We start from the raw sequence: 25,182 nt of genomic DNA on the forward strand, positions 1-25,182 counted from the left end.
ATTCTCATTTCAATCTGATTAGAAAACCTACTACCACTTGTGTAAAAACAAATAGTTCATTATCCTTAAGCTATATAATCTCATTCGTTCGGAGGGAACTATGTTACAAAAATTCGGTTTCTCACAATATGAAAGCCAAGCTTACGAAGTTGTCGTATCAAGCAACGAACCATTAGATGCTACAACGATCGTGAAGCATTCTGGTGTCCCAAAAGCAAAAATATATGAAGTGCTTGCACGCCTAATCGATAAAGGAATGGTAATGGATTCCGTTTCAGAGAAGAAAAAGATGTATACAGCATTACCACTCAAGCTAGCAATTGAAAAGTTAACGACAGAATTCCAATCAAATATTCAAGAACTGGAAACAAATATATCAAAAAAATCATTTACAGATGACCGTGTGTGGAGCTTAAAAATGCAATCTTCTATTCGAGTTCAAAGTAAAGAACTCATCGAAAGTGCAAAAGAATCAATTCGCATTTCAGCTTGGAATGATACTCTTTTAGAATATCTTCCGTTATTAGAAGAAAAGGCAAAACAAGGGGTCAAAACCGAGTCCCTTATCGTTGGAAACGTAGAAACAAACTTAGAAAACATGCATTTTCTAATCCCAGCTGAAGAGCCTAACGCGCTAGAGCGCTACTTACTACTCATCGTTGACGACCGTGAAATTTTATTTGCTGGTGTAGAGCAAGAATCATGGCAAGCAATGAAAACAATGTCACAACCTTTCGTGAAGTTCTTTACAGAATTTTTCTATCATGACGTTGCACTTGCGAAGATTACCCAGAAACACCATGATCTCTTTATGGAAGATGAGGAAATTAAGAGTTTGTTGATGAAGTTGAGATACTAAAAAAACGCCTCTATTACAAGGCGTTTTTTTCTACATTTCTTTTCTATTTTTCATCCTTAACACATAAGCACCCGCAATAATAAAACCAATTCCTAAAACGAATAAAGCGGTAAATTCATTGCCGACGCCGCCAGTAGCTGGTAAACGCACTTCATTATGAGTATTAGGTTGTTGCATTGGCTTCACATCAGCCGAAGGTTTCACTTCTTCATTCGGTGTTGGCTTATTTGACTTAGAAGGAAGCGATGCCTTTTCTTCTTTCTTATTTTTCACAATATGTTTAATAATTTCTCCATTCTCTTTTATTTCAAATGCAAATGTCTCTTCATTTATTACATATCCATTCGGTGCTATTGTTTCTTTATACTTGTACTTTCCGTATGGTAATTTGAATTTCGCTATACCTTGCTCATTTGTTTTTCCTTTTACTACTTCTTTTCCTTGTTCGTTGTAGATTGTAAATTCTGCATTTGGCAGTTTCGTATTCCCATCTGCTACATCTACTTTCGTTATTTCTAACTCACCTTCTACCTTCTTATCTTGAACGATATGTTTAATAATTTCTCCATTCTCTTTTATTTCAAATGCGAACGTCTCTTCATTTATTACATATCCATTCGGCGCTATCGTTTCTTTATACTTGTACTTTCCGTATGGTAATTTGAATTTCGCTATACCTTTTTCATCCGTTTTCCCTTTTACTACCTCTTTCCCTTGTTCGTTGTAGATTGTAAATTCTGCATTCGGTAATTTTGTATTCCCATCCGCTATATCTACTTTCGTTATTTCTAATTCACCTTTTACATTTTCATTTTTCAACTCTAATACAGCAGTTTCACCAGTTTTCACTTCAATTTTTTTAACACTTCCGTCTAACACATATCCAGCTGGCGCTTGAATTTCTTTAACGCTATATATACCGATTGGAAGATTACCTAACTCCGCAATCCCCTTATCATTAGTCGTAACATTTTGTTTAAAGTTTTCATTAGAAACTTCAAACACAGCCCCTTTTAATAATTCCTTTTTTTCTCCTAATTTTATAATCTTTAAAGAGCCTACTGATTCCCAATTTACAACTAAATCTGTACTGATTTTCTCACTATTTCTTTGTAACAATACTGTTGTATTTTGAACTTTTTCCGAGCCTTTAAAAGCTATCGCTTGTAAATTTGTTAAAGTAGACTTCACTTTCATTTTAAAATTACCACTACTCGTATCTTTCGGGATTAAAATTTTGAATTTTTCATTAATTAATAATGTACTTTTCTCTTCCCCATTTTCATTTACAATTCGAAGCCCTTTAGGAGCGTTTTCAGGAAGAATTGTATAAGAGCCCGAAACCGCATTTGTTTGCACTGCATAAAATCCTGTTTCTAAATAATCACCTTTTTGTGTAGCAGTTTGTGGATCTACAGGATTAACTTTAAAAAATACATCTTGTGATCCTGTTTCTTTTTTTGAAACCTCTACTAAACGCTTCATAAGATTATGTACTCGTTCATTTTTTGCAACTAAATCTTCTACCGTTAATTCATTTGCTGCAATCCATACCGCTAATTGTGTAGCATAATGCGCTTCTTCTACTGTCGCTATCCCTAATTCAGATGGGCTTTTTTGAGGATATCCGTTCAATAAAACACGGTATACAGAATCAGATGTTTTCCCCATTTCAGGCAAATCATCCCCATTGGGTGAACGTAAATCAGGCGTTAAACAATACGCAATACTACCCGAAGCCGTTTTAATTATTTCGGTCTTTATTTCACGATGTTTCGAATTACTATAGCTCCAATCCATTTTATATGTTTCTCTGTTCATTACTTCTGCCTTTACTTGTGGCATTGCAATTCCTAATAAAATAATAAGAGCGCTTAAAAAACTAAACCATTTTCCTACCATCTTTCGTTTCATTCTCTCCACCACCATATGTAAATTTCTGTATGAAGCAATCTTACTGTTTCATTGTACTTATAGTAAAAAAAAGAGAATAGGTGGTTTTTTTGTAGTATCTTGTCGAATTGTTGAGAAAGTTCCAAAGTAATAAGCAACTTTAAAATTATTTGCTCTCATGCTGCTATTGACAAATGAATATTACATATTTTAAATTTCAAAAAAATAAAAAAGCACTTTATAAGTGCCTTCATAACTTACGAGAAACAAATTTTAAACGAATATATATTACTTATCTTTTTCTTTTATCTCCATTAACAAATTAATTATTTTCTCATTTTGCTCCACTTGTTTCTCTGAATTTTGATAGATGAAACGAATCCATCTTAATACAAAAACAACTACAACTATCGGTAATAGTGCAAGTATCATACCGAATATAGAGAAATTGAACATCATTTTCCCATCACCTCGCTACATATAACTTTCTCCATACATCTACTAAAACCTGCAAAATTTTACAAATAAAAAAGAACCTATCAAATGATAGATTCTTCTTTCGTAAGCTGATTCGAACGTCCTCTCGTAATAGAGAAAATCGCACAAAGCAGTGCCAATATAATGAAAACACCGCCTACCCAAGCGTTATATATAACAGATGATTTCTCAATAACAACTCCGCCTACTGTTGAACCGAGCGCAATTCCTAAGTGAAGCGCAGAGTTATTTAAACTTTGCTGAATACCAGCCGATTCTGGTGCAATTTCAATTAAGTAATTTTGTTGCGCTGGCGAAATAGCCCAGCTCAGCATACTCCAAAGTCCCATCATAATAATGAACAGTGGGAATGAGAAGGTCATCATTGGTAATATGAAGATTGCACATGCAAATACGATAATAATTGAGATAATACTTTTCTTCGATCCCCATTTATCAGCAAGCAAGCCCCCAAGGCCGCCTCCAAGTACCGCTGCAATTCCGAAAATAAAGTAAAATACACTAATCCAATCCGCTTCAACATGCATCACATCTTTTAAGAAAGGTGTTAAATATGCATATAATGTTAAATGACCCGTTAAAAATAAAAATGATGTTAACTGTGCACTTACGATTTTCTTATCTTTTAACGTAGCAATTTGTTCTCTTATCGATAGTACTGATGTCGGTGGTACTTTCGTTAAGAATAATGAAATACAAGCGATTGCTATAACTGTTAATACCGAAATTAATACAAATGGTGCACGCCATCCATATGCATTTCCGAGTACAAGTCCAAGTGGTACTCCAAGTACGAGCGACCCACTAATCCCCATGAAAATGATTCCAATTGCACGCGCACGAAAATGCGGTTCTACAACGCTAGAAGCAAGTGTTACTGATAGTGCAATAATAAGCGAACCACTCGCTGCACAAACAACCCTTGAAAACATTAACATCCCGTAATTCACACTAAATGCTGAAATAATATTTCCGATTAAGAAAATTGATAATGCCCCAATGTATAATCTTTTTCTTTCAAATTTTCCAGTTACCGCTAATAAAACCGGACCTGATAAAGCAAATACTACTGAAAATATTGTGATAAGCTGACCAGCTGCACTAATAGATACTCCTAAATCATTGGCAACTAGATCGAGCGTTCCTCCTATAATTAGCTCAACCGTTCCGACTACGAAAGCCGCGATAGCTAAAATATACACACGAAAATTCAAGTCTTTCCCCACGCTTTCTATTTTGGTTACTACGACTATAGTAACCAAAATAGAAATTGAACACAAGTACAATTTTTTTACAATAAAAAAACAGGCGTATCATACGCCTGCCTTCTAATTATTAAACACTAGTTTTGTTCTTTTTATTTAAATACCAATACACCGGCAGTCCAGTAAATACAATTCCAATTGATAAGAAACAACTTACCGGATCATTAATAATCGCACTTCCAAGTACAAACAATGATCCTAAAATCGCGATGATTGGTACGATTGGGAATAACGGTACACTGTATGCACGCTCTTTATTCTTGTTACGTTTTCTTAAAATGAAGACACCAATAAACGTCATTACATAGAAAATATAAATAATGAATACGGAAATCTCAGATAGCTTATTCGGATCACTAATAATCATTAAAATAATTCCTAAAATGATTTCAACAGTAATCGCATTTGCTGGTGTTTTAAATCTTGGACTTTCCTTTGCGATAAACTTAGAAAACGGAAGATGTCCACGCTCTGCCATCGACATCGGAATACGTGGGAACGTTAAAATCTTTCCATTTAAACAACCGAAAATAGAAACGATAATACCGATACTAATGATTTTCCCGCCATATTCTCCAAGTAGCATGCCCGCAGCTGTCGCTGTTGCATTCTCTCCAAGGTCTACAATTTTCGCTGCTGGTAACACATTTAATAATGCCAAGTTAATTAGTACGTAAGCAGCCGTTACAATTAAAATCCCAACTGTCATCGCTTTCGGTAATAACTTTGTTGGATTCTTCATTTCTCCGCCAATTGAAGCGAGTAGAATCCAGCCGTCATAAGCAAATAACGTTGCTAAAATTGCCATACCGATACTTTGATTTTCTGATATCGGCACTACTACATTAAAGATATCGCTATTTCCTTTCCAAAAACCTAACACAACAATTAATACGATCGGAATCATCTTCCCAATTGTCGTAACCGTTTGGACGATACCTCCATATTTTGTTCCCATACTATTTACAACGCCAAGGAACACAACTGTTCCAATAGCAATTGGTAAATTCCATACTTTATCTAAATAGAAAAAATTAATCATTAAAGAACTAAAGTACAAGCCTAATGTTCCAATAATAGCTGGTCCATAAACAATTGTTTGCATCCAGCCTGATAAATATCCCCAAAAACTTCCGTAAATCTCCTCTAAATACGTATACAACCCACCATTTTTCGGGATTTGCGCTCCAATTTCAGCTACTGTTAAACCACTTGCTAACGTCAACAGACCACCAATTACCCAAGCAAGAATAGCCATATTAGAACTCCCCGAGTAATCTAATACGCTCCCTGGCTTCATAAACACACCAGATCCAATAATCGTTCCTACTACGATAGAAAGTGCTACTGTTAAACCAATTTTGTTCTTCTCATCATGATGCATGCTGCGTATCCTCCTTCCAATTCTAGTGTGATGCAAAAATGAAATAAAAAAACACTCCTCCCTAAAAAAGGGACGAGTGTTGTATTCGTGGTTCCACCCTTGTTTCAATTCGTAAAGTAACACACTTCACCAATTTCTCAAGTCTAAATAACGGTTTTTGCCGGCAAGCAATTACTAGGTATCCGTTCACTGCTGCAGTTCAGAGGTGGTAATCCATTTTTCCGTATTAGGAAGCTCACAGCCAAAGGCTTCCCTCTCTGAAAATCGTAAAAAATTGATCATGTCCTCATCATCACTTCTTGATGTCGAATTTTGTAGTTATTGTTCATTATATTGAATTGTTAGAAAAAATCAATATATTTTTTTATATAACATAAGAAATGTTTCTCTTCTTATATTATAACAGAAGCTATAATATTTCTCTAATTCCCCAGTATCTTTGGAACAGCGTAGCGGTAAAAATTATATCAGAGATTATTCAAATATATCGACCGTAACTCAAATTACATCAGTGATTTTCAAAATATATCGATTTACCAACAAAAAACGACAATAAGTAAGAGGAGACTTTCTAAAAGGAAGTCTCCTCACATACATACCTTCCGGTTGCCCACACGGAAGATACGACTTCACTCAATTATTTCTCATCTTTTTTCATAAAAAGTTTGTGATGTGGAAGATCCACATTCAACGCCTCTAATTGTTTCTTCTCATTTTCTAAAATCGATTTCGCTTTTTCTTTCGTTACCTCATCTAATCCCGCAAAGATGTCTTCATGCTTCTCTTTCTCTGGAAGTTTCACGCCTAGCTTTGTTAGTTCTTCTTTTGCTTGCTCATGAGTTAATTTACCGGATTTTTCTTGTTCAAAAATAGACTTTGCTTTTTCTTTTGTTGCTTCATCTAAGTCAGCAAGCATGTCTTTACGCTTACCTTTCTCAGGGAATTTCACACCTAGCTTTGTTAATTCTTCTTTTGCTTGTTCACGTGTTAGTTTGCCGGATTTCTCTTGTTCTAAGATTGATTTCGCTTTTTCTTTTGTTGCTTCGTCTAAGTTAGCAAACATATCTCCATGTTTACCCTTTTCCGGGAACTTCACGCCTAGTTTTGTTAATTCTTCTTGCGCTTGTTCACGTGTTAGTTTGCCGGATTTTTCTTGTTCTAAGATTGATTTCGCTTTTTCTTTTGTTGCTTCGTCTAAGTTAGCGAACATATCTCCATGCTTATCCTTTTCCGGGAACTTCACACCTAACTTCGTTAATTTTTCTTGCGCTTGTTCACGTGTTAATTCCCCAGATTTCTCTTGCTCTAAAATCGATTTCACTTTTTCTTTCGCCTGATCATCTAGCCCTGCAAACATATCTTTACGTTTTTCTTTCTCTGGAAGCTTTACACCTAGCTCCCCCAACTGTTTCTTTGTATCGTCCATAATCGTTTTTACTTTTTGTTTTGTAGCGTCATCTAAATCTTTCTTCGCCGTTTTTGTAGACTGCTCAGCTGCTTGAGTATTCGTTGCCGCGAATGCCGGAATACCGACTCCTCCAATGATTCCGAATGATAAAGCACCTGCAATCGCTAAATACCCAACTGTTTTCTTCTTCATAGGAAATTTCCTCCTTCATATTTCTAAAGCATGTACACTTTCGTATACAATTCCTATAGTAATATTGGTTTCTTAACATTTCCTTAACGACTTAACAAAAAAACGCCGCTCATCCCGAGCGGCGTTGTTCTAAGCTTTTTGTAATTGTAATTCTTCACGTTCCATTATTCTTCTTAATACAATTGTTTGTGTCATTGTAAATAAATTACCCGTTATCCAGTACAACACAAGTCCTGATGGCGCCGCAAATCCCATAAATAGAATCATTGCTGGCATCATAATTTGCTGCACTTTCAGCATCTGTACTTGTTCTCCAGGTGTAATATTAGATTGGAAAACTTTCATCTGAATAAACGTCGTTAACGCTGCGATAATCGGTAATATATGATAAGGATCTGCATGTCCTAAGTTCACCCATAAAAATGACGATGTGCGAATCTCTTCTGTTCGGCTAATCGCATAATACAAAGCAGAGAAAATCGGCATTTGTATTAATAGTGGCCAGCAACCAGCTAGTGGATTCCAACCGCCTGATTTCATTAGTTCCGACATTTCCTTTTGATACTGCTTTTGTTTTTCAAGATCTTTACCCACATCACCGTATTTTTGTTTCAGCTTCTGCAGTTCAGGTTGCATTTTCTTCATTTTCGCTTGACTACGATATTGCGAAACAGCTAATGGGATCATTGCTGAACGAATAACGAGCGTCATAATAATGATAGAAATCCCGAAGCTAGCTCCTGGTATGTGATGAGCAACAAATTGAATCATAAACGAGATTGGATATACGAAATAATGATCCCAAATCCCCGTACTATGTGCATCAATTGGGGCTGCATTACTGCAACCAGATAAAACAAAAACAAGTAATAATGATAAACTAACGAGCACAGCTCGGTATGATTTTAACATGTTCATTCCTCCAATGTTTCGTAATTATTTAGCGAAACATTGGTGTATACGGACCGACCTCGTCATTCTCTTCACTGGATTCTTGTCTGCGCACAGAACGAATCATTCCATATTTATAAAAAATAGAGAAAAGCGTTACATTACCAGTACCCTCTTCACACGTATTAACTAGTTTAAAGGCTCTTTGTCTACCACTTGATGCTTGCTGACGCACAAAGCGAGAAACGTTAGCAAGGAAGAAAACTTCTAATAAACAAAGCGCTGTCGTTACAAACGATATATATAGAATTGCATCCTGCAATAAAAATTCCATCGCTTCACATCCTTAATAAGGTCATTTTAGCACATTAGGCAAACATTCTCTATTTCCTTTTATCGTCAAAAAAGTATTTTGCATATTTTCTCAAGAAAACTATGTTAGAAAACCAATGTATTCGCTTTCTTTAGTATATTCACACGTATCCTTGTATAGGTTTAATTTGTTAGAAATTTATAAAATTTTCGCATTATAATAAAACTATTGCCAGTTTTTGAAAAAACCTTTATTCTCTTCTTGTAATCAAAAATGAATATGGAGATGAAACATACTATGGGTCAACTAGGAGACGCCGATTACGTTCCCGACACCGCCTTTTTATCCTTCCCAGCAGCTAAAACATTCCACTTAGAATTTATCATACAGTTGGTTGTTATTTTCGTAGCCTCTATTTTGTATGCAATTTCTATGAATATGTTCTTTATCCCGCATAACATGATTAGCGGTGGATTCGCTGGTGTAGGGATGATTATCGGTTATTTAATGCACTACAATATCGGTGCACTTATCTTTTTACTAAACATTCCTCTTCTTATTTTAAGTCACTTTTACTTAGGCAAGAAGACAACCTTTTTAACAGCGTACTTTGTAGCTGTATCATCGTTAGCGATGAACATTATCCCTGTACACCAAGTTTCAGACGATATTTTACTGTCTTCTGTATTCGGTGGTGTAATCTGCGGAGCAGCTTCCGGAATCATATTCCGATTTGCTTCTTCAACAGGTGGCTTTGATGTTGTTGGATTGATTGTAGCAAAACATCGAGATATTTCAATTGGAGCAATCATCTTTGGATTCAACTTAATCTTACTTGTTGCAGCAGGATTTATTTTCGGATGGGATATTACGCTTTATACGTTAATTAGCCGGTTTGTAGTCAGCAAAGTTATCGATGCTGTGCATACGAAACATATTAAATTAACGATAATGACAGTTACAGAAAAAGGCGAGGAAATAAAAAGCGCACTATTGCATCACGGCATACGCGGGGTGACAATGGTAGATGCTGTCGGCGGCTATACAAACCATAAGAAAAAAATGATTTACACTGTCGTGACTCGCTATGAGTTAGGCGAAATGAAACGTATTATCCGTCAAGTGGATAACAAAGCATTCATGAACATTACTGAAACAGTTGAGATTGTCGGCCGTTTCAAACGCATATAAAAAAGGTTAATACATGAAAGGGCATACCATATTAGTCATATATAATATGGTATGCCCTTTGTTATTCAACTAACGCACCCTTTAGCATAATAAAATCACGAAGTTTATTACTACAAATCGGTGGATAGCATTCCGTATACAATACTATCTGTCCATTCATTTTTATTCCAAAAATCTTGTATGAAATGGGCTTCCTTTCTCATGCCTATTCGTTCACACAATTTTTGTGAAGCTGTATTACGTGCATCAAGATTAGCTTGTATACGATGTACATGAAATTCATTAAATAATTTAAATACCAAACTACTTACTGCTTCTGTTGCCAAGCCTATCCCAGCTACTTCATTTGAAAAACTATAACCAATCTCAACAGTGTCTTTCATATTTGTGTACCATACGGATAAATCACCAATTACTTTAGTCTTGTATATAACTGCCAAACTTAATATTGACTCTTTAGTAAGTACATTATTTGCTAGCTTCTTATTAAACTTTTTCTGCATATCTTCATGAGTCCACTTATTATGTAATAGGAACTTACATGTATCATCATTATTATAAATAGCAAATACATCCTGTAAATCCGTACTCTTAAAAGGTCTAATTATTAATCTTTCTGTTGTGATCTCCAAGTTAGCTCTCCTCCCTTACATTCATGCTACAAAACATTTTTTATAGTATTTAAGCCTCCTTCTTAGATCTCACCTTGATTACATATTTCATCATAATAAATTAAAATCCTTCTTCCACTAAACTGCATTGTTAGTGGTATTTCCTTGCGCTTTTTATTTTTTACACTTATTACAAAATCAGATAATTCTATTATTGTGACCCTAAATGTGTTATAATGAAAGCAGACTCACAAAAAAAGAGTATATAGACTTGGAAGTTTCTCTTATTTTTACAAGCAAAAAGAAACGAGCAGTCAGGTATATTTCAGACACCATACACGTAACGGTTTAAACAACCGATCACTCTTCCATGATCTTTTTATAAAAAGATACGTACAACTAAAATTCACTTCAATATACTATACCTACCTTTTTGACTTCCAAATCATCTTATTACATAAGGAGATGAACATATGAATCAATATATAAGATATACAATAGCTGTCCTGTTTGCTATTATCGGCGGAACGATCTGCTTCTGGACAAACACTCAGCTTGGAGAGAATATCATTTTTAATGGAATCGAAACGCTTGTAAGCGCTTCAATTTTAGGTGGATACATTTACTTCCTCTTCAATCCAGAAGAAAATGCACAAAAAACAATGTTATTAACAATGATCGGAATCGTTGGCGGATGTATTTCCTACTCAATGACTAACTATACATTACCACTTCAATTAAGCTCAGCTTTCTTCCACGGTCTATGGACTTGGTTCATTGCATTCTGCCTAGCAGACGTATTCAACCTTTTACAAGACAATGAAGAAGAAAACGGTCGCCAAATTGAAAGTAACTCGTAAGCTGGAAGGTTTCTTCCAGTTTTTTTATGTTGTTTTGCAGATCCCATCACCACAATAAAAAGAAGTTACCTTCACGGCAACTTCTTTTCTACATACCCCAACCGGTACTTACCAGAATATATCAACGATTTTTCAAATATATCGATCGTTTCTCCACTTATATCAACGATTTTTTCATTATATCGACGATTCGACACAACATATCGATTTACCGATATCATTCGACACTCAAAGCGTACAACATACCCTATCCCCCAAGCAATTTACTGCCGAACTCTACGATTAAAAAGATAACTAATAGGATCGCGAGTATCTTTAATGCTACATATGCTACTTTAAAAACAGCATAAATGAGCAAGACTATTAAAATAATCGTTAAAATTTCCATCTAGAATTCCTCCAAGCTTTGCCCTTCTTATCTTATTTTACTCGCCCTAGACTTTTTATGGAACGGCATAAAACGACATAGAAAAAAGAGGATACCTTACCCATCGTAAGATACCCTCTCTTTCAACTGCTCAAACCATTCTCTCTCTAATTGTAAATATCCTATTTCACTCTTCTCGGCACTCTTTAATTCTTTGTCTGCTTTCCTCATATAAGTGTGGGACGCTTCCATATCGCCCTCTAAATATTTAACAATTCCTTGTGTGCGATAATACCCATGTAAGTCCACTTTTGTAATGGCCTTCCCATGTTCCTTCGCTTCATGCAGGGAAAGGCTATCCATCTGATAAAGAGCTTTATATAAAAGATACCAACTGTGAAAACTGCTGACGAAATATTTATTTTCTTTCGTTATAGGGAGCTGGGCAACTTGTTCTATATATGGTATCGCTCTTTCCATTCCCTTTTGATCCGACCGGGCAAGGAAGACAAGCATAAGTCCGCTCATGATCTCTCTTATACTTTTATGTTCTTTTATTTTATCTTCGGTAAGTTCTACTAATCTCTTATCCCAATCTTTCGGCCTCTTATAACTAAATAACTCACTCGATACTTGAATGTTATATACATGCTGCTTCGCCTTTTCATCATCTTTAATTAAAATAAGAAATTGCATACCATCGCTCATAAGCGTTCCTTTTATCGGTACGATTGTAACCGCAAAAATTACAAAATGGAAAACAGAAAAATATAACAGATATTGATAATAACTCACCATGTATATGTAACCAAAAGTAATACCAAATAGTAAACTTGTTATTGGTCCACCTAAAGTCATCCATGCCCATTTTTTCGAAAGGTTCGGTGTTACTATAGAAGGCGGTATTAACATTGCCACGCCTCCGAAGTACGCCCATAATTTATTTTCTCGAATACGTACTTTCCCCTTCTCTTTTTGAACAGTAATAGGCCCTACTGTCATAAATTTAAATGTCAAACCACCTATTATGCCGAATATGACATGTCCTAACTCATGAATGATTACCACTAACAGAAAAATCCCCAATAATGCCCATATATTCAACATTGTTTCTAATTTTCCAGTTCGGATCACTCCGTATAAAATGGACAGAATGAGCGCCACTGTTAGTGAACCAGCTGGTCTTCTTAAAATATCCACCTTTTTCTCCCCTTAATAAATCATTTTTCTCTGCATTTCATACATAAATTTTCCGAGATGCAATATCCAAATAAATGAGATTAAGCCAATTAATACAAAATCGATATCACTAGCCGCTGTATATATAACGGCAGCCCACCATACATATGCCAAGACTGTATTCGTAAATTCATATGCTTTATATCCAGCCTCATGCACAATGTGCTTTAATCCTTCATCTGCGTTTTTCGTCCACATTTTCATAGATTCCATATATGTTACACCTTGTTCAGGATATAGCTTGTTATAACGATTTTTTATTATGAGCCCGATAACCACTACAATAGTCAAACAGACAATAGATGCTACTAAATTCCACACTGCAAATGAAACATTTGTATCCTGCAACAGTGCACGTCTACATGTAATAACTGCATATACAAACCATGCCTGCGTAACTATATCACCTACACGTAAATATATACTTATAATGCCTAATTTTCTGCCTTGTACGCTCTCTTCTTCATCGCGTGCCTCCGCTAACATACGTGTATTCTTCCAAGTGTAGTACATCATTAAGATTCCAAAAATAGTACATACACCTATAAATGTATTAGATGATAATTTTCTCGGTTCATCCGAGAGTAAATTTAAAGCTATATAAGATGTTAAAAAGCCACCCATCATACTTAATGCTATTTTCCCCACAAAATCAAATTGTTTTTTTCGTTTACTCTTCATCATCCTCTTCCCCCTCCATTAACGTAAATATTTCCTCCACCGGTACGTTGAAAATGTGTGCGATTTTTAGCGACAATACAATAGATGGTGCATAATCCCCGCGCTCAATTAAACTAATCGTTTGCCGTGATGATCCAATCGCTTTCCCTAAATCCCCTTGTGATAAACGATGCTTTGCTCGCAATTCCCTCACTCGATTTTGAAGCTTCATGTCTTCCCTCTTTTTCATTTATTTAATTAAAATTGTAAATAATATCCTTATTTTTGTCAATTATAATTGTCATTTTGACGTTAATAATTGACAGAACAACCTATGAAGTTTTAAATAGGATGAACAAAAACGTATTAAAATAGATTAGAACATAAAATAAAAAAGGCAGTGCGTTTGCACTGCCTTCCTAAATTTTGACATAGAATGGATTTCATATTAACTTGCGTTTTGTAACAATACTCGTTTTAACTGTTTGCGGAAACGAATGCCTAACGTAACTGCCACAATCACAATCACTCCAAAAATAATTTTACCGATATGACCTTCTAGCACTCCAAAGATGTCATGTAAGTTTCCACCTAACCAATAACCACCGATTAAAAAGAATGATACCCAAAATAGAGCACCTGAGTAAATTGTAATTGCAAAGCGACGGAATGGTAAGTTAATAATTCCTGCAAAATATCCTGTAAAATGACGTACACCAGGAATAAAGAAGCCGATAAAAATAAGGAAATATCCATACTTATCAAACCACATTCTTGTTAAGTCAATTTTTCTTTGTGTTAAAAATACGTATTTCCCATACTTTTGAATAAAGGGCATACCTAATTTATTTCCTAAAAAGTATTGAATTGTCATTCCTAAACTTGTCCCAATAAAGGATAGGATAATTAAAATCGGTAAACTTAAATCGCCCTTCTGTGCTAAAAATCCCGCATATGCTAACGTTGGCTCTCCCGGAAACGGAAGTGCAATATATTCTAACAGCAGACCAACAAGTACAACATAGTACCCGTACTGCTGAAATAATTCATGAACCCATTCCATGTCATCTCTCCTTTCAATCACGTACAACTTCTTACTATTATTGTATAAAAAAATTGTCGAAATAACTATCACAATAGCTTACATTTTTATTACATTTTTGTAAGGCTCACACTAAAGTTTTCTGTTCATTATTTGCTGCTATCCATTATCGCTTTTCGATGTGCTAACAATTATATATCGTACGGAATAGAGCTATTAATATGCATTTTTTATCCAGTTTTTAACACTTAGAAATCACCTTATTTTGTTCTCAATAAAAAACCACCACAAACTCATACTAACTTCATATTAGCTTCATATACGTATTGTAAGATTATATCGGAATTTGTTGAAAAATTTAACTAATATATGACTAAGCATTAAATTGAATAAATATAAGTAGTTTTTCGAAATTGAAAAAAGGGTGAATAAGAAATGGAAGCTTATAAAATGCACGATTTTATTAATACAAATGTTGAATCTCATCAAAATGAAACCGTTTTTAATTTACACATATGTGAAACAAGTGAATTTGACGTAAGTTTAACAAAATCTACAACACTGTCTTTTATCGTTTCAAAAAAGAACATTAAGATTGTTACGAAAAAATGGATTAATTCAAATCAAGAAAGCATGATTGGTAAAAGTTACATCATTCCAACGAAAGCTTTCCACTACTTCTTACCAATTATTTCTGAAACTGAAGATGAGCTAAATATTCAAGTTCAAAGTTTTGGACTACATGGTGAACTTTTACTAAATGAAAGATTACTTATTGATAAAAACAACAAACAAAATCCAAAGATTACTACCTTCTTTGAAACATTAGATGAAAATGTAAATAAAGTATTACGAGGATTGCAAATTCATTGTATGTAAGACTATTACAATAGCAAAAAGGAGAATATAATGAAAAAACTATTATTAAGCGCACTATTATCATTAGGATTTTTAACTATTCCATTCACAAATGCTGAGGCAGCTACAACAAACGATCAGCTTATCGTGAATACGCAGTTAAATAAAATGGATTATTATCAAAACGGACAATTTATAAAGAGTTTTACTGTCGCTACTGGAAAAGCAGCCACACCTACGCCTAAAGGTACTTTTCAAATCGTTAATAAAATTAAAAACCGTCCTTACTATACAGGAAAAATTAAAGGCGGCGATCCACGTAATCCACTTGGTGACCGTTGGCTCGGACTAAACATGGCAGGAACTTACGGAACAACTTATGCGATTCATGGTACGAACAATAATCAAGCAATCGGCAAATGGACAACACTTGGTTGTATTCGTATGTATAACAATGATATACACTGGTTATTTGAGCGTATTCAGCAGCAAGCTACCGTCACTGTAAAATAACCTAAAAACAAGATTTATGTGTAGCCAAGAATTTTATATCTTGGCTTATTTTATTTATTCATTTACAGTAGCAAAACAACTGTATTTACATATATAATAAGAATAGGTTTCGTTAAACAACATCAAAACATTGATAAACATGGATATTAAAATTATACAGTTATAATATTTTATAAATTTTACAATACATACTATAATAGAACTAATGTAATTCTGAAATATTCAGTTTCTCTAAACCATTCCCCTTGCTACTTTCATGATGACTTTATAGCGGGGGCTTATTATATGTATAAACAATTTGAGTTATCCAAAAAATGATGAATTCGAATATTGCAGTAAAAAGCGTTATTTAGGAGGTGTTACTATGACGCATATACTGGTGATTGAAGACAACCCAGATATACAAGAACTGATTCGTGAATTTCTAATGGCACAAAACTTTACTGTTGATGTCGTTGGCGCTGGAACAGAAGGTATTCTTCTTTTCCAAAAAAATTCATACGATCTTGTCCTCCTTGATGTGATGTTACCAGATATAGATGGCTATAGTATTTGTAAAATTATGCGAGGACAATCTGATGTACCGATCATTATGTTAACAGGCTTACATAATGAAGAAAGTGAAATTAAAGGATTTGAGTTAGGTATTGATGACTATATTACGAAACCGTTCCATTACACCGTATTTATTAAACGTGTAGAGGCTGTATTAAGAAGGGCAGCAACGAAGGAAGCAGAAGCTGCAACTATACTACAATTCCATGAATTGATGTTAAATTCTACAGCCTATGCCGCTTATGTTCATGGTAATCAAATTGAATTAACAACAAAAGAATTTGAAATTTTATATACTTTACTGCAAAATCGGGGAAAAGTATTATCAAGAAGTGATTTGCTGAATAAGGTATGGGGCTATGAACATTATGGTGATGTAAGAGTTATAGATACACATATTAAAAACTTAAGAAAAAAATTAGGGATTCCTTATATTAAAACGGTGAAAGGCATTGGCTACAAAATCGAATCGTAGTACAGACAACATCACCAAAAATATTTTCATCAAAACCTTATTATTTTGTATTCTTTTATCACTTTGTCTTTATCAAATTATTTATTTTCTAGCTTCAAACTACGATAAAGAACGTTTTGCAAAAGAAAATGGAGCGCTGTCTACAGAACAAGCGGATTCAGACAAACAAAACGACCAAAGTAAAACGAATCAAAGTAAGGCTGTTTCAGAGAGTACGATTTCCAATTTCCAATCTTCTATTATAGATTATAATGCACTCTCTACAGCCATAAATCACCTTTTGCAGCCTAGCCAAACTGTAAAAGCAAAAGAACATACCCAAAATATTGCGGGGAAAAACAGCACTTCTACTCCACTTACAGAAACGGAAAAGCAAGTCGCTACTAATGATGCCTTACATAAACAAAATGCAGCAAATAACACAAATGATACACAAGATTATCCAAAATTAGCAGATGCACTGCAGCAATTAGCTCCACATATTGGTGCGACAATGCTTGCATTATCTTTACTCGGATCTTTAATTTATACAAAACTAATTGCCAAACCTTTTCAATTTATGAGCGATGCTTTAAAAGATATTATGAATCTTGATTTCTCAGATAAAAAGCTACTTAACAAAAATACAGACCAAACCGATTTTAATTTACAAGTAGCTGCTTCACAGGTCCCAAATATTGTGAAGAATTTACATGCAAGCAATCAAGATTTAAGAAATGAACTCAAAAAGGAACAACAATTAGAACAATCTCGTAAAGAATTTATGTCTATGATTTCCCATGAATTAAAAACACCAATCGCAGCCGTTATGGGACAACTAGATGGCATGATTCACGGAATTGGAGCTTATAAAGATAGAGATAAATATTTAAAACGTTCCTATGAAATGATGCAAGACATTAACATATTAACGGAAAAAATGTCGGAATTATCCAAAATACAAAACCCTCAATTTAAACCTGATTTAAAAGTTATCTCATTAACTAATATTATTGAGGATGTTATGAAGAAAGTAGATTACTTTGTATCTGTAAAGCAATTAAATGTTCAATCTAACATTAAGCAAGATGTACAAATTTTAGCTGATCCTAAATTTATTGAAACTGCTATTTTTAACATTATTTCAAATGCAATTCATTACACAATTGACCATCAGCATGTATATATAAAGCTTTATGAAAAGCCAAACGGTTATGCATTAGAAGTATTAAATACAGGTTCACAAATTGATGAGGATAAACTCGCCCATTTATTCGAGCCATTCTATCGCGCAAACCCTGGCAAACATGGATTAGTACAAGGTAGTGGTCTTGGGCTATATATTGTAAAACAAATATTAGATAAACATCAGTTTCCTTATGGGATACAAAACACACCTCAAGGTGTAAAATGTTCTATTGTATTCCCAAAAGCAATGTAAAAAACCTACTACAATTTCATACCCCAAATTCATACTTCGTATGAATGGCGGAATTTTGTAGAGTATCTTACTCTGTTTCGTTCGCCCGTTATCCTTATTTGGATAGCGGGCGTTTTTTATTATTTAAAAGGAGGATCTTCATGGAGAAATTTAAGTATTCATTACTTGTTTTATTCGGCGCTTGTAGCTACGGCGTACTTTCAACTATTTTCAAACTCGGATTCATTGATGGATTTTCAGCACATCAACTATTAGGGGGACAATATGTCTTCGGATGGATCGGGCTTCTTCTGCTCGTTCTTTTCGTTTCACGTCATAAAGTAACAAAAAAGCAATTCCTTTCCTTACTAACAGTTGGCACAACAATGAGTATGACTGGTATCTTCTACGCTATTTCTGTAGAAGAACTACCAGCATCTATCGCTGTTGTCCTACTCTTCCAGTTCACATGGATTGGTGTCGTCATAGAAGCAATCGCCAATCGAACATTACCGAGCCGTGAGAAAGTTATATCTATTATTATTTTATTTACTGGAACATTGTTTGCAGGCGGTGTCTTTGAAGGTCTCGGACAAAACTTTTCCACGAAAGGTATTATCTTCGGTCTATTAGCCGCTGTCTCTTTTTCATTTTACGTTTTTGCAAGCGGGCGTGTTGCTACAGAAGTACCACCTTATACGAAAAGCTTTCTTATGACAACAAGTGCTACTCTTATCGTATGCCTATTCTTCCCGCCAACCTTTTTAACGGATGGTGCCTTGCAAGCCGGTCTTTGGAAATACGCTTTCTTCCTCGGATTGTTCGGTGTTGTCGTACCTGTTATTTGTTTTTCAATTGGCGTACCGAAAGTAGGAACAGGACTTAGTACAATACTAGGAGCAGCTGAATTACCAACGGCCATTATCGCTTCTATTACACTTGTACATGAAGTCGTAACATTCATGCAGTGGATTGGGATACTCTTTATACTACTTGGAATTTTCACCCCTCAGCTGCTTACGGCTAGGAAAGAAAAGAAACATAGTAGCGTGCATAGTGCGTAACAAAAGACCTTTCATTGATTTGAAAGGTCTTTTTCTCAATCTCACTTTACCGCTCCATATAGCTTTTCTATCTCATGCTCAATTTGTTTTACATCAATTCGTTCAAATAGTGGCTGCACACTATCAATTCTATTCGGCAACGTATTTTGAGGCTCCCAATTTCGGTTCACAATCGATAATGTATTTCTAACTCTTTCACTTGAGAATGGTAAAAACGGTTCAAGGAGATTTGCATACGGCCAAGCGCCTCCAGTCAACTACCCCCACTGAGATGAAACATTTCAGTGGGGGCTTGAGTTAGAACGCTAGGTCTTTTCGTCTATCGCTAGACAGTTTGACGCTCTAGCATTCATGCCCCCTTATGGTAACACCCCAAGTATGTTTTTGGTTGGTACTGGCAACGAGCGATTGTTTTCCCACTTGCACCACCCTTTCGAAAAAGAGTAGTTCTTCCTTGCAGAAGAAGCCACCACTCAGATGAACCTGGCGTGTGCTACAAGCCCCGACAAATCGAGTACACATGGATGGTTGACGCACCCACTAAGCTATGCGCGAAGCAACAGCCTTACGTTTTTGCACTTCTAATAGAATCGGCGTTTTCACCTTGAGATTGTCGTCCAATTCTACAACTTTTGATTTTTGCAATGTATTCAGCGCACCATTAATATCAGCGTGGATACATGTTCCTGCTTTACTTTGGTACAGACCACGAGTGGTTCGTTTGCCGCTAAAGCGATACTGAGTCCTATCATCCTTAGACCAAACTGGAACCCTATCTTTGTCTAGGAAACTGGCTTTTGAAGTATAGCTTTCTTCTTGTTTTAAAAAGCGAATGCCTTCTTTTACACATTTATTCTCAATCGCTGCAATCAGTTTATGAAATGGGATTTGAACAAACTTTTGATTATTCTTTTTTCCCATATCAGATTTTTGTTTCCAACCCGCGTTATACCCTACGACAATAGTATCTATATCGAATGCTTTCACTTTTTTGAACAACAAGCCTACCGTTTGTGAAATATAACCATTTATTTGTCGTTCTCGTTTATGCCAAAGTGCAGCGATTTTATTCGTTACAATGCGTTTGGAAATTCCATTCTCCATATTTTTCTGTTGCAGATTACGTATCATTTTATTGAAGTACTGGTTAATAGATTTTAATTTTTTCCCATCAATTAAAAATGTATCACCTGTATTTGTCACGCAACTTACTAATCTGTCTACACCTAAATCGCAACTCAAAGCGTTACTAGTAGTCGTGGGTGGTTTCTTCATTTGAGAAACGTGCATTTCATATGTGTAATGCACCTCAAAGAACCGACCTTTTTGCTTCGGTACAATCTCAATGTAGGAGATTTTTTTATTTCTTAAGTTCTTTGGCATACGTATTTTAATGGAACCGAATTTTTTTCTAAATGCAACATTCATTGGAATCATCCAATACCCATTATCATCTACTTTTGGCACTTGATAGATTTCAATAATTCGTTTATCAGTTGAACGAGAATAATTCGGAAACTTAGGACGACCTGTGAATGTTTCAGGTTTTTTCTTCCACTGTTCCAACGCTTTAAAAAAGCTCTTCACTTCTGTAAATAAGGCTCTACGAATGGCTTGAACAGAGTTTGATTGAACGCCCGAGTAGTTCATATCGGCTTGCATGGCAGTGTCCACTTCTTTTACATTAGCCATCTTGTTATTATTCAAGTAACTTTGTTTAATCGTGTACAATCCAACATTTCGCAACGCTTTTGAGCTATGTGACATGCGCTGCAGTAAACGAAATTCTTTAGCTGTGAGACAAGCTCGTCCGATATTCTGTTTCTGGGTAAATCGTTGTATTGTTTCTCTTTTCTTTTGTTTACGTAATACCTTCACTGCTTTCTTTTTAGCCATTGTTTTCACCACCTTTCTTAGAGAGTTCATTAAATTTTTTTTTGACAAATCAATATTTGGAACGGAACAAAATATGAACATGGTCTTCATCGTAATTCCTTTTGGCTCAAGTAACCGAATGATTATTATTATCCAATTTCGTTGTCTTAAGATATATTCCCTCCTTATCTAAGGGCAGATTATATCGTAAGACAAAAAGAAACAAATATTCGCTCTCAAAAAATTGTTATGAACGAAACAAAAGTGTTTGGTCTACCTTCTGACGGCAATTCATCTCTACCTGAATTATTGGGTTTCACCCGTAACACAAATCAAATGGAGTCTTCTTGCCGAAAAGAATAAAAATACTCATCTTACATTCCTCCTTTTAAACAGTCGCGGTACCACCTTATTTCGCCAATTACTCACATAATTAGCCTTAACAAGTACGGAGCTATATGCTCTTATACTGTGGTTTTGATAACGAGTACCAACTCTCGTCGCCGCCTACTATTATCATTTGATAAGTTCAGGACGAAGCTCAAAGGCCATTGTTCAAATGAATATTCTTGCTTCTTCTCAGCTACCGAAGCTCTCTGGAAAGAATGGTTTCATCCTACTTTTCCTTTTCAACGCTTTTTATATAAAGTGAAACTTTAATCAGTGGGGGTTTTGTTCATCCCCCACTGATTATTAGTTGAACCAATCGGGCTTTTACGACTTAATCACTGAAAAATCAAACTTTTATTCAGGAAGAAAAGGAAATCCTATCCCCCTGCCGAATAACTATACTTTCACAAAAGGAGTGATACGATTGAATCAAAAACAACTAAGCACACGTAATGAAAAAAGCTGGAATGCAGCCGCTTATGAAGCTTGGACGAATCGCCACGGGGCACCAGCCGATTATGCAAAAAAGCTTATGGAAGATCCCGTGCGCGAGGTAGATCACTATTTACCTTACATACAATCTCCAAAAGGAAAACATATTATTAATTTACTCGGTTCAAAAGGCAATAAAGCCGTTGCTCTTGCTCTTTTAGGAGCAGACGTAACAGTTGTTGATATTTCGGCAAGTAATGCAAAATATGCAAATGAACTTGCGGAAGCAGCAGGTGTCTCTATCCAGTATGTCGTTTCTGATGTACTAAATGTGGAGCTCTCCGAATCATTTGATATCGTATTACTGGAACTTGGTGTACTCCATTACTTTCTAGATTTAAAACCGCTCTTTCAAAAAATTGCTACCTTGCTTAAAGGAGACGGAACGCTTATCCTTCGTGACTATCATCCTGTTTACACGAAATTATTAGGCGTAGACCACCCATCATTTCGGGCTAACGGAAATTATTTCGATGAAGAATTAATTGAAGATGATGTTGCTTATAGCATCCTTCTTACAGAAGCGCAGAAAGAATCGTTACCGAAAACAATCATCCGTCGCTGGACGCTAGGAGAAATTATTACAACACTTGCGGAAGAACATTTTAAAATTGAAAAACTAGTTGAAGAACAGGGACCTCATCAAAAGTGGGTCTTCTCTTCTACTGCCCCAGAAGGAATTGAAGAACGTGTGCCCGGTCTATATACATTAATTGCGACAGCATGCAAAAAAGGATCCCTTCACGGATAGGATCCTTTTTGCATGCTCACGCATATAAGTTGAGGTTGGAGATTACCATAATTCTGTAGAATAGGACACAAGATATTTCAACATTTCGTCTCTGACTTACGTCGTCAAAAAGGGGTATGACCAACATAACGAAGAGTAATGTAACAGTTGATAGTGATAATCGTTATCAACTAATTAGAAGTATACATGATGTTATTTCAAATTACAATAGCATTTCTCATTTTTATTTATGAATTTTTTGATATACAAATGTATACATTTTAAGAACATTTACTCATATGAATCTGCCTTCTTCCATTATCTGCTATACTTTTCATTGAACAGATTAATAACTTCATAATAATGTTTTTTATTAATTTCGTTCTTAACATTCATAAATCATAATAAACAGTTTTTAAAGGTAGGGGTAACTATGAAGTATGTTAGTATTCGAAAAAAACTACTGTTCACACTCTTAAGCATTTCTTCTTTATTTAGTATTGCTCTTATTGTTATTCTTTTATTCGCTATGAACCAAGCAAGCGAAATTGAAACGTTAAAAAATGATGTATCTAAACGAGCAACAATTTTAAAAGAACGTGGTGATTGGTTCCAAGCACAAGTTGCCGGTTTACAAGAATATTTACTGTCACATGATCAAAAAGGATTGGATAAATTCAACCGAGAAGGAAAAAAACTAGCTGATACTAGAGAGAAAGTAACAAGTGATAAAAAACTTCCAGAAGGAATGAAAGAAGCGATTTTAATGGGAGGAAAATGGCGAAGCGTCATAGATAATGAAGTCCTCCCTCTCGCTAGCGAAGGAAAATGGGACGAAGCATCCAAAATCGCTTTAGCTCAAACCGATTATGTAAACGATCTTTTAAGTCGTTTTACTAAATATGCAAATGCAGAAAATGATAAACGTGACGCATTAATTGCTGACGTAGAGTCTTCTTCATCTCTTATTCAATATATTATTTTCTTCTCTCTCATTACATGTACGTTAACATCTATTTTATTAGCATGGTGGTTCTCTGGTAAACTCGTTAAACCGATACGACAAATTGATGAGAAATTAAAAGAATTAGCCTCTCAAGACGGCGATTTAACTGCTAGATTACACGTAACGAGTAAAGATGAAATTGGTGATATCGCCAATTCTTTTAATCACATGCTTGCTAACTTACAACGTATCATAAAACAAGTGCAACAAACATCAACAAGTGTAAAAGAAGCGTCTGAAAATGTGTTTATCGAAACCACTGCTTCTATGGAAAATACAGCAAAAACCGAAGAAACTATGAATGCTCTTGCGTATAATATTCGTTCACAAGTTTCAAGCATCGAAGAAAGTTCAACTGCAATGGACGATATGACAACGAGTGTTCAGCGTATTGCAGAATCTGCCTCCTCTGTTGCTAGCCTAGCTGTTACAACTTCAGAAAAAGCAGATGGTGGGAATAAAGTCATTGAGAAATCTATTACACAAATGCATACCATTAACGAAGCTGTTAACGCTACATCACAAGTAGTAGAGCGACTCATTACACATACGAATCATATTGATACTGCACTTCAATCCATTTCTAATATCGCGGAACAAACGAATTTACTCGCTTTAAATGCTTCAATTGAAGCAGCACGTGCTGGCGAACATGGAAAAGGATTCGCCGTTGTTGCCGATGAAGTACGAAAACTTGCTGAACAATCTCAGCTAGCGGCAACTGACATTAACCATTTACTTCATCAAATTCAAGCTGACACAAAAATAGCAAATGAAATGATGACACAAGGTCAGTCAGAGGCTTCGGAAGGAATTACAGTCATTCGTACCGCTGGATCTTCATTCTCGGAAATTGTTAACCACATTAACAAAGTCTCTACACAAATGCAAGAAATGTCTGCAACTGCTGAAGAAATGGCCGCAAGTTCAGAAGAAATGAATGCAGCTTTAAATAACATCGCCTCTATTTCAAATGAAGTTGCCGCCGAAACATCACAAACAGCAACTTCGGCTGGTGACCAAGTAAATAAAATGAGTGTCGTTGCTAAAAAAGCTTCTGAAATGAAAACGACCGTACAAGAACTTGAAGTTCTCGTTTCTCATTTCAAAACAAACGTTTAAAGCGAAACTTTCATTTATACTTCTAGGACC

At 35.3% G+C, this 25,182-nt stretch carries 24 protein-coding genes, 1 pseudogene and 2 other annotated features; of the genes and pseudogenes, 10 read left to right on the top strand and 15 right to left on the bottom strand.

The annotated features are described in order from the left end of the window. Nucleotides 1-100: 100 nt before the first annotated feature. A complete protein-coding gene (locus JDS82_RS15075; protein WP_199713521.1) occupies nucleotides 101-859 on the top strand; it encodes a TrmB family transcriptional regulator in 759 nt (252 codons plus the stop codon). 30 nt (nucleotides 860-889) lie between these two features. Here the strand turns inward: JDS82_RS15075 and JDS82_RS15080 are convergent, their stop codons facing one another. The 7 genes from JDS82_RS15080 to JDS82_RS15110 all read right to left on the bottom strand — a co-directional run bounded on the left by JDS82_RS15080 (nucleotide 890) and on the right by JDS82_RS15110 (nucleotide 8,724). Beyond that, complete coding sequence (locus JDS82_RS15080; protein ID WP_199713522.1) at nucleotides 890-2,773, bottom strand: SpaA isopeptide-forming pilin-related protein; 1,884 nt, start codon at nucleotides 2,771-2,773, stop codon at nucleotides 890-892. 267 nt (nucleotides 2,774-3,040) lie between these two features. Next, complete coding sequence (locus JDS82_RS15085) at nucleotides 3,041-3,211, bottom strand: hypothetical protein (protein WP_000971477.1); 171 nt, start codon at nucleotides 3,209-3,211, stop codon at nucleotides 3,041-3,043. Nucleotides 3,212-3,291: 80 nt separating this feature from the next. Then, the gene (locus JDS82_RS15090; RefSeq protein WP_097814910.1) at nucleotides 3,292-4,536 is read right to left on the bottom strand and encodes an MFS transporter; all 1,245 of its coding nucleotides are present in this window, start codon (nucleotides 4,534-4,536) and stop codon (nucleotides 3,292-3,294) included. A gap of 49 nt (nucleotides 4,537-4,585) precedes the next feature. Beyond that, nucleotides 4,586-5,899, bottom strand: coding sequence for an APC family permease (locus JDS82_RS15095; protein ID WP_000546329.1), 1,314 nt, complete (start codon nucleotides 5,897-5,899; stop codon nucleotides 4,586-4,588). Between the two features lie 65 nt (nucleotides 5,900-5,964). Beyond that, nucleotides 5,965-6,201: a binding site (T-box leader), on the bottom strand. A gap of 335 nt (nucleotides 6,202-6,536) precedes the next feature. Then, the gene (locus JDS82_RS15100) at nucleotides 6,537-7,499 is read right to left on the bottom strand and encodes a hypothetical protein (protein WP_199713523.1); all 963 of its coding nucleotides are present in this window, start codon (nucleotides 7,497-7,499) and stop codon (nucleotides 6,537-6,539) included. A gap of 129 nt (nucleotides 7,500-7,628) precedes the next feature. After that, complete coding sequence (yidC, locus tag JDS82_RS15105) at nucleotides 7,629-8,411, bottom strand: membrane protein insertase YidC (protein ID WP_000920539.1); 783 nt, start codon at nucleotides 8,409-8,411, stop codon at nucleotides 7,629-7,631. 28 nt (nucleotides 8,412-8,439) lie between these two features. Beyond that, nucleotides 8,440-8,724, bottom strand: coding sequence for a hypothetical protein (locus JDS82_RS15110; protein WP_000394932.1), 285 nt, complete (start codon nucleotides 8,722-8,724; stop codon nucleotides 8,440-8,442). A gap of 276 nt (nucleotides 8,725-9,000) precedes the next feature. Here JDS82_RS15110 and JDS82_RS15115 point away from each other — a divergent pair, with 276 nt between their 5' ends. Continuing rightward, nucleotides 9,001-9,894, top strand: coding sequence for a YitT family protein (locus JDS82_RS15115; protein ID WP_000530035.1), 894 nt, complete (start codon nucleotides 9,001-9,003; stop codon nucleotides 9,892-9,894). Between the two features lie 110 nt (nucleotides 9,895-10,004). Here the strand turns inward: JDS82_RS15115 and JDS82_RS15120 are convergent, their stop codons facing one another. Further along, nucleotides 10,005-10,526 carry a GNAT family N-acetyltransferase gene (locus tag JDS82_RS15120; protein WP_199713524.1) on the bottom strand — a complete coding sequence of 174 codons (522 nt, stop codon included), beginning with the start codon at nucleotides 10,524-10,526 and terminating at the stop codon, nucleotides 10,005-10,007. 452 nt (nucleotides 10,527-10,978) lie between these two features. Between JDS82_RS15120 and JDS82_RS15125 the strand changes: the two genes are divergently transcribed. Beyond that, entirely contained in the window at nucleotides 10,979-11,365 is a 387-nt protein-coding gene (locus tag JDS82_RS15125) for a DUF3938 domain-containing protein (protein ID WP_001077775.1), read from the top strand. A 247-nt stretch (nucleotides 11,366-11,612) separates the two neighbouring features. On the opposite strand, the gene JDS82_RS15130 is transcribed toward JDS82_RS15125, so the two are convergent. From JDS82_RS15130 to JDS82_RS15150, 5 genes are all read right to left on the bottom strand, one after another. After that, nucleotides 11,613-11,753 (bottom strand): DUF3985 family protein, encoded by a 141-nt coding sequence (locus tag JDS82_RS15130; protein ID WP_000404783.1) that lies wholly within the window; start codon nucleotides 11,751-11,753, stop codon nucleotides 11,613-11,615. 96 nt (nucleotides 11,754-11,849) lie between these two features. After that, entirely contained in the window at nucleotides 11,850-12,932 is a 1,083-nt protein-coding gene (locus tag JDS82_RS15135; protein ID WP_000353763.1) for a site-2 protease family protein, read from the bottom strand. Between the two features lie 12 nt (nucleotides 12,933-12,944). Continuing rightward, nucleotides 12,945-13,652, bottom strand: a complete 708-nt coding sequence (locus tag JDS82_RS15140) for a DUF3169 family protein (protein WP_033658962.1) — start codon at nucleotides 13,650-13,652, stop codon at nucleotides 12,945-12,947. Beyond that, the gene (locus JDS82_RS15145; protein ID WP_000776155.1) at nucleotides 13,642-13,863 is read right to left on the bottom strand and encodes a helix-turn-helix transcriptional regulator; all 222 of its coding nucleotides are present in this window, start codon (nucleotides 13,861-13,863) and stop codon (nucleotides 13,642-13,644) included. Before JDS82_RS15145 ends, JDS82_RS15140 begins: the two co-directional genes overlap by 11 nt. Nucleotides 13,864-14,079: 216 nt before the next feature. Next, the gene (locus tag JDS82_RS15150) at nucleotides 14,080-14,694 is read right to left on the bottom strand and encodes a DedA family protein (RefSeq protein ID WP_000455359.1); all 615 of its coding nucleotides are present in this window, start codon (nucleotides 14,692-14,694) and stop codon (nucleotides 14,080-14,082) included. A gap of 414 nt (nucleotides 14,695-15,108) precedes the next feature. Between JDS82_RS15150 and JDS82_RS15155 the strand changes: the two genes are divergently transcribed. The 5 genes from JDS82_RS15155 (at nucleotide 15,109) to JDS82_RS15175 (ending at nucleotide 19,537) form a co-directional block, all read left to right on the top strand. Next, entirely contained in the window at nucleotides 15,109-15,552 is a 444-nt protein-coding gene (locus JDS82_RS15155; RefSeq protein ID WP_000388758.1) for a DUF3978 family protein, read from the top strand. A gap of 30 nt (nucleotides 15,553-15,582) precedes the next feature. After that, nucleotides 15,583-16,044, top strand: coding sequence for a L,D-transpeptidase (locus tag JDS82_RS15160; RefSeq protein ID WP_000735054.1), 462 nt, complete (start codon nucleotides 15,583-15,585; stop codon nucleotides 16,042-16,044). 364 nt (nucleotides 16,045-16,408) lie between these two features. Then, nucleotides 16,409-17,074, top strand: coding sequence for a response regulator transcription factor (locus JDS82_RS15165; protein WP_000148835.1), 666 nt, complete (start codon nucleotides 16,409-16,411; stop codon nucleotides 17,072-17,074). Beyond that, a complete protein-coding gene (locus JDS82_RS15170) occupies nucleotides 17,052-18,494 on the top strand; it encodes a sensor histidine kinase (protein WP_199713525.1) in 1,443 nt (480 codons plus the stop codon). The genes JDS82_RS15165 and JDS82_RS15170 overlap by 23 nt, the downstream gene beginning before the upstream one ends. Before the next feature lie 140 nt (nucleotides 18,495-18,634). After that, entirely contained in the window at nucleotides 18,635-19,537 is a 903-nt protein-coding gene (locus JDS82_RS15175) for an EamA family transporter (protein ID WP_048566640.1), read from the top strand. 41 nt (nucleotides 19,538-19,578) lie between these two features. Here JDS82_RS15175 and JDS82_RS15180 read toward each other — a convergent pair. Both JDS82_RS15180 and JDS82_RS15185 read right to left on the bottom strand, forming a co-directional pair. Further along, a pseudogene (locus JDS82_RS15180) lies at nucleotides 19,579-19,773 on the bottom strand (methionine--tRNA ligase); the annotation flags it as partial. Nucleotides 19,774-20,077: 304 nt separating this feature from the next. Further along, nucleotides 20,078-21,433 carry an RNA-guided endonuclease TnpB family protein gene (locus JDS82_RS15185; RefSeq protein WP_199713526.1) on the bottom strand — a complete coding sequence of 452 codons (1,356 nt, stop codon included), beginning with the start codon at nucleotides 21,431-21,433 and terminating at the stop codon, nucleotides 20,078-20,080. Between the two features lie 368 nt (nucleotides 21,434-21,801). Then, nucleotides 21,802-22,054, bottom strand: a binding site (T-box leader). Between the two features lie 172 nt (nucleotides 22,055-22,226). Here JDS82_RS15185 and JDS82_RS15190 point away from each other — a divergent pair. Together JDS82_RS15190 and JDS82_RS15195 are read left to right on the top strand one after the other, a co-directional pair. Further along, a complete protein-coding gene (locus JDS82_RS15190) occupies nucleotides 22,227-23,045 on the top strand; it encodes a class I SAM-dependent methyltransferase (protein ID WP_064460064.1) in 819 nt (272 codons plus the stop codon). A 412-nt stretch (nucleotides 23,046-23,457) separates the two neighbouring features. Continuing rightward, the gene (locus JDS82_RS15195) at nucleotides 23,458-25,152 is read left to right on the top strand and encodes a methyl-accepting chemotaxis protein (protein WP_199713527.1); all 1,695 of its coding nucleotides are present in this window, start codon (nucleotides 23,458-23,460) and stop codon (nucleotides 25,150-25,152) included. Nucleotides 25,153-25,182: the final 30 nt, after the last annotated feature.

The sequence above is a fragment of the Bacillus cereus group sp. N14 genome (assembly GCF_016483555.1).
GTDB lineage: Bacteria > Bacillota > Bacilli > Bacillales > Bacillaceae_G > Bacillus_A > Bacillus_A wiedmannii.

Coding starts and splice junctions, on each gene's coding strand:
- JDS82_RS15075 (WP_199713521.1), top strand. CDS start 101: ATGTTACAAAAATTCGGTTTCTCACAATATGAAAGCCAAGCTTACGAA.
- JDS82_RS15080 (WP_199713522.1), bottom strand. CDS start 2,773: ATGAAACGAAAGATGGTAGGAAAATGGTTTAGTTTTTTAAGCGCTCTT.
- JDS82_RS15085 (WP_000971477.1), bottom strand. CDS start 3,211: ATGATGTTCAATTTCTCTATATTCGGTATGATACTTGCACTATTACCG.
- JDS82_RS15095 (WP_000546329.1), bottom strand. CDS start 5,899: ATGCATCATGATGAGAAGAACAAAATTGGTTTAACAGTAGCACTTTCT.
- JDS82_RS15100 (WP_199713523.1), bottom strand. CDS start 7,499: ATGAAGAAGAAAACAGTTGGGTATTTAGCGATTGCAGGTGCTTTATCA.
- yidC (WP_000920539.1), bottom strand. CDS start 8,411: ATGTTAAAATCATACCGAGCTGTGCTCGTTAGTTTATCATTATTACTT.
- JDS82_RS15110 (WP_000394932.1), bottom strand. CDS start 8,724: ATGGAATTTTTATTGCAGGATGCAATTCTATATATATCGTTTGTAACG.
- JDS82_RS15115 (WP_000530035.1), top strand. CDS start 9,001: ATGGGTCAACTAGGAGACGCCGATTACGTTCCCGACACCGCCTTTTTA.
- JDS82_RS15125 (WP_001077775.1), top strand. CDS start 10,979: ATGAATCAATATATAAGATATACAATAGCTGTCCTGTTTGCTATTATC.
- JDS82_RS15130 (WP_000404783.1), bottom strand. CDS start 11,753: ATGGAAATTTTAACGATTATTTTAATAGTCTTGCTCATTTATGCTGTT.
- JDS82_RS15140 (WP_033658962.1), bottom strand. CDS start 13,652: ATGAAGAGTAAACGAAAAAAACAATTTGATTTTGTGGGGAAAATAGCA.
- JDS82_RS15145 (WP_000776155.1), bottom strand. CDS start 13,863: ATGAAGCTTCAAAATCGAGTGAGGGAATTGCGAGCAAAGCATCGTTTA.
- JDS82_RS15150 (WP_000455359.1), bottom strand. CDS start 14,694: ATGGAATGGGTTCATGAATTATTTCAGCAGTACGGGTACTATGTTGTA.
- JDS82_RS15155 (WP_000388758.1), top strand. CDS start 15,109: ATGGAAGCTTATAAAATGCACGATTTTATTAATACAAATGTTGAATCT.
- JDS82_RS15160 (WP_000735054.1), top strand. CDS start 15,583: ATGAAAAAACTATTATTAAGCGCACTATTATCATTAGGATTTTTAACT.
- JDS82_RS15165 (WP_000148835.1), top strand. CDS start 16,409: ATGACGCATATACTGGTGATTGAAGACAACCCAGATATACAAGAACTG.
- JDS82_RS15175 (WP_048566640.1), top strand. CDS start 18,635: ATGGAGAAATTTAAGTATTCATTACTTGTTTTATTCGGCGCTTGTAGC.
- JDS82_RS15185 (WP_199713526.1), bottom strand. CDS start 21,433: ATGGCTAAAAAGAAAGCAGTGAAGGTATTACGTAAACAAAAGAAAAGA.
- JDS82_RS15195 (WP_199713527.1), top strand. CDS start 23,458: ATGAAGTATGTTAGTATTCGAAAAAAACTACTGTTCACACTCTTAAGC.